The organism is Acidovorax sp. FJL06, assembly GCF_003852545.1.
In the GTDB taxonomy this organism is placed as follows: Bacteria; Pseudomonadota; Gammaproteobacteria; order Burkholderiales; family Burkholderiaceae_C; genus Acidovorax.
Window position 1 is genome coordinate 1 of record NZ_QAJR01000048.1, and the last position, 8,709, is coordinate 8,709.

Sequence of the window (8,709 nt, forward strand, 5' to 3'; positions counted from 1 at the left end):
GAGCGGTTTAGTCCTCTGGCCGAATACAGAAGTCTAGCCCCAGAGTTCAGATGGGGCCCCTTGCGGAGCCCGACACTGCTACGAGACTTGCAACCTCATTTCCACGGCGCATTTCAAGTCATTCCGGTTTCCATTCAGAACGCCCACGCCCCCAGCTGGTAATAGTCAAACCCGCTGGTGCGCCCGCCCAGGCAACGGGCGAGGAAGTCCTCGGTCTTGCGGTACATGGTGAGGTTGTTGGGCCAGCGCTGGTTGCCGTGGCCGTCGCCCTGGAAGGTGACGTAGTCCACTTCTTTGCCCGCCTTGCGCAGAGCGGCCACCATCCATTCGGACTGCTCCAGCTTCACGCGCACATCGTTTACGCCGTGCATGATGAGGATGGGTTTTTGCGCATCTGCAGCGCGGTACAGGGGCGACTTCGCATCCATGCGCGCACGGTCGGCGGGCACGGCGGGGTCGCCCACGTAGCGGTGCCACCAGGGCAGGCCCAGCTCCCAATAGGGCGGTGCGGCCTCCAGCAGGCGGGCGATGTCGGTCACGCCCACGATGCCCACCGCGCAGGCAAACACCTCGGGAGTGAAGGTGGCGCCCACCAGGGCGGAGTAGCCGCCATAGCTGGCGCCGTAGATCGCCACACGCCCGGGGTCGGCCACGCCGCGCTCTACGGCCCAGCGCACGCCGTCCACCAGGTCGTCGTGCATGCGGCCCGCAAACTCGCCCCGGGCCTTTTCCATGTGCGCGCGGCCATAGCCGCTGGAGCCCCGGTAGTTGACCTGCAGCACGGCATAGCCCCGGTTGGCCAGGAACTGCCGCATCGTGCCCTCGCCCCAGCGGTCACGCGCCCAGGGCCCGCCATGCACCAGCAGCACCAGGGGGAGCGCGCGCGGCTGCTGCACGCCCACGGGCAGCGTGAGGTAGCCATGGATGGGCAGGCCGTCCCGCGCGGTGTAGGTGATGGGCTCGGAGGGCACCAGCGCATGCGCGATCACACTGAGCCGGCTTTCTCCCAGAAACTGCGGCTCGCGCCCATCGCGCAGCAAGTAGGTGCGCGCGCCCCGCACCGTGGCCACAGACACGGTGAGCACCCGGTCGGACTGGTCGGCGCTGATCACCCGCACATCCACCGGCTGGTCCCCCGCCAGGGCCGCCAGCCGGGCGGCCAGTGCGGCATCGAACACCTGGCGGGCCGGATACCCGGGCATCGAATAGGCCACCAGCGGCTCGCGCGTGCGGCGGCTCAGGGTCACGTTGTCCAGGTCCACATCGGGGGACGCGTAAAACAGCTCTTCGGCGCCCGTGGCCAGGTCCAGCCGCACCAGCGCCAGCTTGTCGCGCCCCCGGTTGGACAAGGCCCAGGCCTTGCGCCCCTCGTCGTGCAGGCCAAAGATGTTGAGCGTGTCCCAGCGGCTGCGCTGCGCCACGACCTGCCAGGAGCCGGGCTCCGCGCCCGGGCGCTCCAACAGCACCTGGTCGCCCTTGATTTGCGCACGGGCACGCAACTGCCCCGTGGGGTCCACCCCCCACCAGTTGACGTTGCCGGGGTTCGTGGCCAGCAGCACGGGCGCCCCGCCCGCCGGGTTCACGCGGTACAGGTCAAACACTTTCTTGTCGCGCTGGTTGGAGGTGACGATGAAGTCCGAGCTGCCCTCCACCCCATCCACCAGGTGCACCACCGACTTCTGCGCGGGCATCAGCTCGCGCAACCCGGTGTCGGGCCCATTCACCAGGCCCACGTGAATGCGCGTATTCTCATCCCCGGTCGGGTCGTCGGAGATGGCCAGCCAGCGGCTGTCGGCACTGAACCGGATGGTGCGCGCACGGATGCGGAACGCCTTGGCGTCGCTGCCATCGATGGAGCGCACCCAGATCGCAGGCACCACGCCATCCACACCAAACCACGCGATGCGCTGCCCGTCGGGCGACACCTGGTAGCCCCCGGTGGCCTGCCGGCTGGTCACAAAGTCGCGCACCGGGATCATCTCGGGCAGTTGTGCGTCCGCCAGCGACGGGTGGGTGGGCCCGGAGGCGCAGCCCGCCAGGGCCAGCAGTGCGACCAGCACCGCACCGCCGCCCCACCATCGCCGCACCGCATTCGCATTGTTTGTCGTCAGATACGCCATACGCCTTCTCTCCCTGTGTTGAGTCGCCGGATACGGCCATTGTGCAAAGCCTTGCCTTAAGGCCAGCCAAAGGCGCCTGCAGCCGCATCACGCAACGGCCACCACTGCCGCCACAATCCCACCCCATGCACATCCTGCTCATCGAAGACGACCTGGACCTGGGCCGCGCGCTGCAGTCCGCGCTGAAGGTGGAGGGCCTGACCAGCGAGTGGCTGCGCCGCGCGGTGGACGCGCCCGCCACGGTGGATGCGACCACGGTGGACTGTGTGCTGCTCGACCTGACGCTGCCCGACGGCAGCGGTTTCGACCTGCTGGCGTGCTGGCGCAACCAGGGTGGGCAAGGCGGGCAGGTGCCCATCATCGTGATCACCGCGCGCTCGGCGGTGGAAGACCGGCTGGCCGGGCTGGATGGTGGGGCGGACGACTTCGTGGTCAAGCCTTTTGCCACGGCCGAGCTGCTCTCGCGCATCCGCGCCGTGCTGCGCCGCAGTGCGCGCCAGGCCAGCGAGCGCTGGGTGCTGGGCGAGCTGGTGATCGAGCCCCGGCGCCACGCGGTGCAGCGCGATGGCGCTGCGCTCGACCTGTCGCCGCGCGAGTTCCAGCTGCTGCTGGAGCTGGCGCGCGAGCCGGGCGCGGTGGTGTCCAAAAGCCTGCTGTCGCAGCGGCTGGACCCGCTGGGTGAGCCCGTGGACTTTGGCGCCATCGAAGTGCATGTGTCCAACCTGCGCCGCAAGATCGGTGCAGAGTTGATCCGCACCGTGCGCGGCGTGGGCTATTTGCTGCAGGCATGAGCACCGCCAAGCACTCTCTGCGCGCCGCCTGGGCCTGGCTGGCCGAGCCCACGCTGATGCGCCGCAGTGTGGCCTCTGTTTTGGTCGCGTTTGTGGTGGTGTGGGCGGTGCTGCTGGGCTACAACTTCGTCAACTACAAACACACCATCACCCGCGACCCGGGCCTGATGAAATACGGCGACGCGGTGCTGGATTCGCTGGCCCCGGTTACCGACCCCGCGCACGCCGCCACGGCCATTGCCGCCACCGACCACTGGACCAATGTCCGCCGCCGCCAGGTGGGCCTGCTGCCCGGGGTGCAGATGCACGAGTTGCTGGATGTGGCATCGGGCCAGCGCGTGTTTGCATCGCCGGGGCTGCAGAACGTCGTCTTGCCGCCCGCCACGCCACAAGCAGAACCGGTTATCCGGGAAGCCGCCCTGCAGGGCCGGTCGTTCCGCATCTACACCGGCCGCAATGCGCGCTGGGTGCTGCGGGTGTTCGAGACCAAGCGCACGGATTCCAACTTCCTGCAGTACAACGGCCGCGCCCTGCTGCCCTACCTGCTGCTGGCCTCGCCCTTCGTGCTGCTGGCCGTGTGGCTCTCGGTGCGCAATGGCCTGCGGCCGCTGCAGCAACTGGCCAGCCGCATCGCCCAGCGCGACCAGGATGACCTGCAATCGGTGGGCTTCCATGCCCGCCACCGCGAACTCAAGCCGCTGGAGCAGTCGCTGGACAGCTTGCTTGCGCGCATGCGCCAGAAGGTGGAGCGCGAGCGCGCCTTTGTGCAAGACGCCGCGCACGAGATCCGCACCCCGCTGGCCGTGATCACCGCCCAGGCCCATGTCATGGCCCGCTCGCAGATTGCGGAGGAACGCACAGAGGCCCAGGCCCACCTGGAGCAGGCCATTGCCCGCACCTCGCACCTGGCGCAACAGCTGCTGGACCTGGCCGCGCTGGACGACGCCCAGCGCCCCGCCCCGCGCGACCTGGACGTAGCGCAATGGCTGCGCGGCGCGCTGGCGCAGGCGGCGCCCCAGGCCATGGCGCAGCAGATCGAGCTGTCGCTGGACGCGCCCGACACCCTGCCGGCCCGGCTGGACCTGCCCGCGCTCGAATCCATCGCCCACAACCTCATCGACAACGCGGTGCGCTACACCCCGGCCGGCGGCAATGTGGCGGTGGCGCTGCGGCACGAGGGCGCGGTGCTGCACCTGTCGGTGCAGGACGACGGGCCGGGCATCCCGGCCGCAGAACACCAGCGGGTGTTCGAGCGCTTCTACCGGGGCCTGGGCCATGCCGCCAACGGCTCGGGCCTGGGCCTGGCCATCGTGCGGCAGGCGGTGCTGCGCATGGGCGGGCAGGTGCGGATTGGCGCGGGCTTGAACGGCCGGGGCGTGGGCTTTTTCGTTAGCATTCCGCTCCCCCACAGCGCCTGATGGCCCCCGGGGCAACAGCACACCCGCAGCCCGGCTACGGTCGATCAAAATAGTTTAGGCTTCAACAAAAAATCACCCAGGTGTTGGAAATAACCGACACCACGGGTTTTTCGGGACATGCAAACTTTGTCCCATGTCAACGCCTACTTCCTCCACCGCCCGCCGGCTCTGGGACATCTCGCCGCCGGTGCACGCGGGCAGCCCCGTGTTCCCCGGCGACACGGCCTACAGCCAGCAGTGGTGCGCCACCATCGGCCCCGGCTGCCCGGTGAACGTGAGCGCGGTCACGATGTCGCCGCATGTGGGCGCCCATGCCGATGCGCCCCTGCACTACGACGCGCAGGGCGCCACCATTGGCGACGTGCCGCTCGACGCCTTTCTGGGCCCCTGCCGCGTGATCCACGTCATCGGCTGCGGCCCGCTCATCACCTGGGACCACATCGCCCACGCGGTGGACGGCACCCTGCCCCCCCGTGTGCTGGTGCGTACCTACGCCAAGGCCCCTGCGCAGTGGGACGGCCAGCTCACGGCCTACGCCCCCGACACCATCGAACGCCTGGCCGACCGGGGTGTGCTGCTGGTGGGCATCGACACCGCCAGCATTGACCCGGCCGACAGCAAAACGCTCGACAGCCACCAGGTCATCCGCCGCCGGGGCCTGCGCGTGCTCGAAAACCTGGTGCTCGACGCCGTGCCCGAGGGCGACTACGAACTCATCGCCCTGCCCCTCAAGCTGACCACGGCCGACGCGTCGCCCGTGCGCGCAGTGCTGCGGGCGCTGTAGCCCCAAATTTTCAAATCTTTTTGGCCTCTACCGCCCACCCATCAAGCCCTACCAGCTATCAAAACAGAAGCAATTCACCGCCTACCACCATGACCACCACCTTGCAAGACTGCCGCGCGCTCGACGCACAAGACCCCCTCGCGCCGCTGCGCGGCCACTTCGCCCTGCCCCCGGGCGTGATCTACCTGGACGGCAACTCGCTGGGCGTGGCGCCCAAGGCCGCTGCAGCGCGCGTGGCCGATGTGGTTACCCGCGAATGGGGCACCGACCTCATCCAATCGTGGAACACCGCCAGCTGGTTCGACCTGCCCCAGCGCCTGGGCAACCAGCTGGCCCCGCTGATCGGCGCGGGCCAGGACGAAGTGGTGTGCACCGACAGCACCTCCATCAACCTCTACAAGGTGTTGAGCGCGGCGCTGAACATCGCCCGCGAGGACAGCCCCGCGCGCAAGCGCATCGTGAGCGAGCGCAGCAACTTCCCCACCGACCTCTACATCGCCGAAGGCCTGTGCAAGGAGCGCGGCCTGGAGCTGGTGCTGGTAGAGCCCGAAGAGATCGCCGCCGCGCTGACGGGCGACGTGGCCGTGCTGATGCTCACGCACGTGAACTACCGCACCGGCGCCATGCACGACATGGCGGCCCTCACCGCCGCCGCGCAGGCCCAGGGCATTTTGTGCGTGTGGGACCTGGCGCACAGCGCAGGCGCGGTGCCGGTCGACTTGAATGGCGCGGGCGCCGACTTCTCGATCGGCTGCGGCTACAAATACCTCAACGGCGGCCCCGGCGCCCCGGCCTTTGTGTGGGTGCACCCGCGCCATGCCGACCGCTTCTGGCAACCCCTGTCAGGCTGGTGGGGCCATGCCGCCCCCTTCGCCTTCACCCCCGACTACCAGCCCGCGCCCGGCATCACGCGCTACCTGTGTGGCACGCAGCCCATCATCAGCCTGTCGGCCCTGCAGTGCGGGCTGGATGTGTTCACCGCCGCACAAAGCCTGGGCGGCATGGCCGCGCTGCGCAACAAGTCGCTGGCGCTCACCGACCTGTTCATAAAGCTGGTGGAAGAGCGCTGCGCAGGCCACGGCCTGGGCCTGGCCACGCCGCGTGCGCATGCCGAGCGTGGCTCGCAGGTGTGCCTGACGCGCGACGAAGGCGCGGGCGTGGGCGGCCAGGGCAGCGGTGCCTATGCCATCGTGCAGGCGCTGATCGCGCGGGGTGTGATTGGCGACTTCCGCAAGGGCGACGGCGGCACGGGCCGCCACAAGGACATCCTGCGCTTTGGCTTCACGCCGCTGTACCTGGGCTATGAGGATGTGTGGAACGCCGTGGAGCACCTGCGCCAGGTGCTGGAGAGCGGCGAGTGGCAAAAGCCCAAGTTCAACCAGACGCACGCGGTGACCTGATAGCCATTACATAAAACACACGACCGTTCACGCTGAGCCAGTCGAAGCGCCGCGCGAGGCTTCGACAGGCTCAGCCCGAACGGTCTTGGTGGATCGAACGCGTATCCAGGAGACTGACCATGTGCCCCTTTTCCCAAACCCCCACTCCCGCCAGCGAAACCCCCGGCACCGCCCTGCCCGAATCCATCGTGCACGAGGAGCGCGCCCAGCTCGACTTCAGCAAGAGCATGAGCTACGGCGACTACCTGCAGCTCGATGCCATCCTCACCGCGCAAAAGCCGCTGTCGCCCGCGCACGACGAGATGCTGTTCATCGTGCAGCACCAGACCAGCGAGCTGTGGATGAAGCTCATGCTGCACGAGCTGCGCGCGGCCATCGGCCACATTGCGCGCGACGAGTTGCCGCCCGCGTTCAAGATGCTGGCGCGCGTCTCCAAAATCATGGAGCAGCTGGTGCACGCCTGGGACGTGCTGGCCACCATGACGCCGCCCGAGTACAGCGCCATGCGCCCCTACCTCGGCCAGTCCAGCGGCTTCCAGAGCTACCAGTACCGCTGCATCGAGTTTGCGATGGGCAACAAGAACCGCGCCATGCTCAAACCCCACGAGCACCGTGCCGACCTGCTGGCCCTGGTGCAGGCCGCGCACGAGGCGCCCTCGCTGTACGACGAGGCCTTGCGGCTGCTGGCGCGGCGCGGCCTGGCCGTGCCCGCCAGCCACACCGAGCGCGACTGGACGCAGCCGTATGTAGAAAACGACGCGGTGGAGCAGGCCTGGCTCACCGTGTACCGCAACCCCGAGCAGCACTGGGACCTGTACCAGCTGGGCGAGGAACTGACGGACCTGGAAGACGCCTTCCGGCTCTGGCGCTTCCGCCACGTGACCACGGTGGAGCGCGTGATCGGCTTCAAGCGCGGCACGGGTGGCACGGGCGGTGTGAGCTACCTGCGCAAGATGCTGGACGTGGTGCTGTTCCCCGAGATCTGGAAGCTGCGCACGGACTTGTGAGCGATCGGCGCCGCTCCACCGGCAGCCCCGGGGCCTGCGCGCCAGGAGCCCCCGAAAACGGCTGAGGGCCTGCGCAGCCACACTGCGCAGGCCCTCAGAAAAAGAACCGGCCCGAAACCGGAAGGTAAAAAATAGGGCGCGGCCTACTGGACCCCGGCCACCATCATGGAGCGGCTACGGCACCAGATCGGTGCCAGGTGGCCAATCTGGATGGTCAGCTCGTTGCCCTTGCCCAGCACGGTGGTGGGGCCGTTGCTGAAGGCATAGCCCGTTTCGGCGGCCTGCTTGGGCAGCTCCACCGTCCAGCCGCTGCGCCGCAGCACGCTGCGGCCTTGCTCAGGGTAGAACTGCATCACCACCTTCTCGCCATTGCCGCAGGCGTACTGCATGCTGCGGCCATCCGTGGGCTCGCTGAAAGCCTGCAGCGCGGGAGGCTGGCTTGCGCAGCCAGACAGCATGAGGGTGGCCAACGCACCCGAACCCAGCAAAACCATCATCTTCATCGGTCACTCCTGACATCGCGGCGCACCTTGGCGGCACACCCGACCACGTTCTTCCAACGGCTTGTGGCCACCGGCCCCGGAAACCTGCCCACAGGCGCCTGGCTGCCACCTAAGCACAAACCTTGCCAGTCACCTGGCACCACCCACTGCCTGCACCATCCTGCTTGCGAGGGACCGAAATCAGCGATTCCAGAGCCGTGACCAACACCCGGTGCAGCGCATGACCCCAAGAGTGCCCCAGGCCCCGCAGCCCCGTCATTGGGGTGATCCCCACATCGAGAGCTGCCTCTAAAGTCTGCCCGCGCCCTGTGGCGCCCCCATGACGGACGCCCAGGCCCCTGGGCCGGGTTGGATTGGATGCACCGGAAGATCCAATACGCAGAAGAAACATTTGATTACAAACATGCGCGACCCAAAAACGGCAACGCCCGAACGCCTTGGTGGGGTATGGGGGGCGGGACTGGGACATACCCTAGGAAACCCCTTCACGATCCCTTAGAACGTGTTTACGTTCTTACGCGCGCTCCCAGCCCCCCCGTCCATGGGCGACAGCAAGCTTCACCTGCTGCAGGTAACCTCGCGGGGCCCTGCGGCCGGTGGAACCAACCCGTGCCGGCAGCCGCTGACTTCTGCCCTGGAGACCCGCGCCCGTGCCCACCCCCCCCCCCCCCCCCCCCCCCCCCCCC

7 protein-coding genes are annotated in these 8,709 nt (G+C 68.3%); 5 read left to right on the forward strand and 2 right to left on the reverse strand.

The features are described from left to right. Window positions 1–134: 134 nt before the first annotated feature. Window positions 135–2,120 (reverse strand): S9 family peptidase, encoded by a 1,986-nt coding sequence (locus tag DBV10_RS21225; protein WP_124515549.1) that lies wholly within the window; start codon window positions 2,118–2,120, stop codon window positions 135–137. 125 nt (window positions 2,121–2,245) lie between these two features. Here DBV10_RS21225 and DBV10_RS21230 point away from each other — a divergent pair, with 125 nt between their 5' ends. From DBV10_RS21230 to kynA, 5 genes are all read left to right on the forward strand, one after another. Next, window positions 2,246–2,911, forward strand: coding sequence for a response regulator transcription factor (locus tag DBV10_RS21230; RefSeq protein ID WP_124515550.1), 666 nt, complete (start codon window positions 2,246–2,248; stop codon window positions 2,909–2,911). Beyond that, window positions 2,908–4,329: a HAMP domain-containing sensor histidine kinase gene (locus tag DBV10_RS21235; protein WP_124515551.1), complete on the forward strand. Its 1,422-nt coding sequence runs from the start codon at window positions 2,908–2,910 to the stop codon at window positions 4,327–4,329. Before DBV10_RS21230 ends, DBV10_RS21235 begins: the two co-directional genes overlap by 4 nt. Window positions 4,330–4,462: 133 nt before the next feature. Further along, the gene (kynB, locus tag DBV10_RS21240; protein ID WP_124515552.1) at window positions 4,463–5,113 is read left to right on the forward strand and encodes an arylformamidase; all 651 of its coding nucleotides are present in this window, start codon (window positions 4,463–4,465) and stop codon (window positions 5,111–5,113) included. 89 nt (window positions 5,114–5,202) lie between these two features. Next, window positions 5,203–6,513, forward strand: coding sequence for a kynureninase (kynU, locus tag DBV10_RS21245; RefSeq protein ID WP_124515553.1), 1,311 nt, complete (start codon window positions 5,203–5,205; stop codon window positions 6,511–6,513). A 119-nt stretch (window positions 6,514–6,632) separates the two neighbouring features. After that, a complete protein-coding gene (kynA, locus tag DBV10_RS21250; protein ID WP_124515554.1) occupies window positions 6,633–7,520 on the forward strand; it encodes a tryptophan 2,3-dioxygenase in 888 nt (295 codons plus the stop codon). Between the two features lie 143 nt (window positions 7,521–7,663). Here the strand turns inward: kynA and DBV10_RS21255 are convergent, their stop codons facing one another. Continuing rightward, window positions 7,664–8,023 carry an MliC family protein gene (locus DBV10_RS21255; protein ID WP_124515555.1) on the reverse strand — a complete coding sequence of 120 codons (360 nt, stop codon included), beginning with the start codon at window positions 8,021–8,023 and terminating at the stop codon, window positions 7,664–7,666. Between the last annotated feature and the right edge of the window lie 686 nt (window positions 8,024–8,709).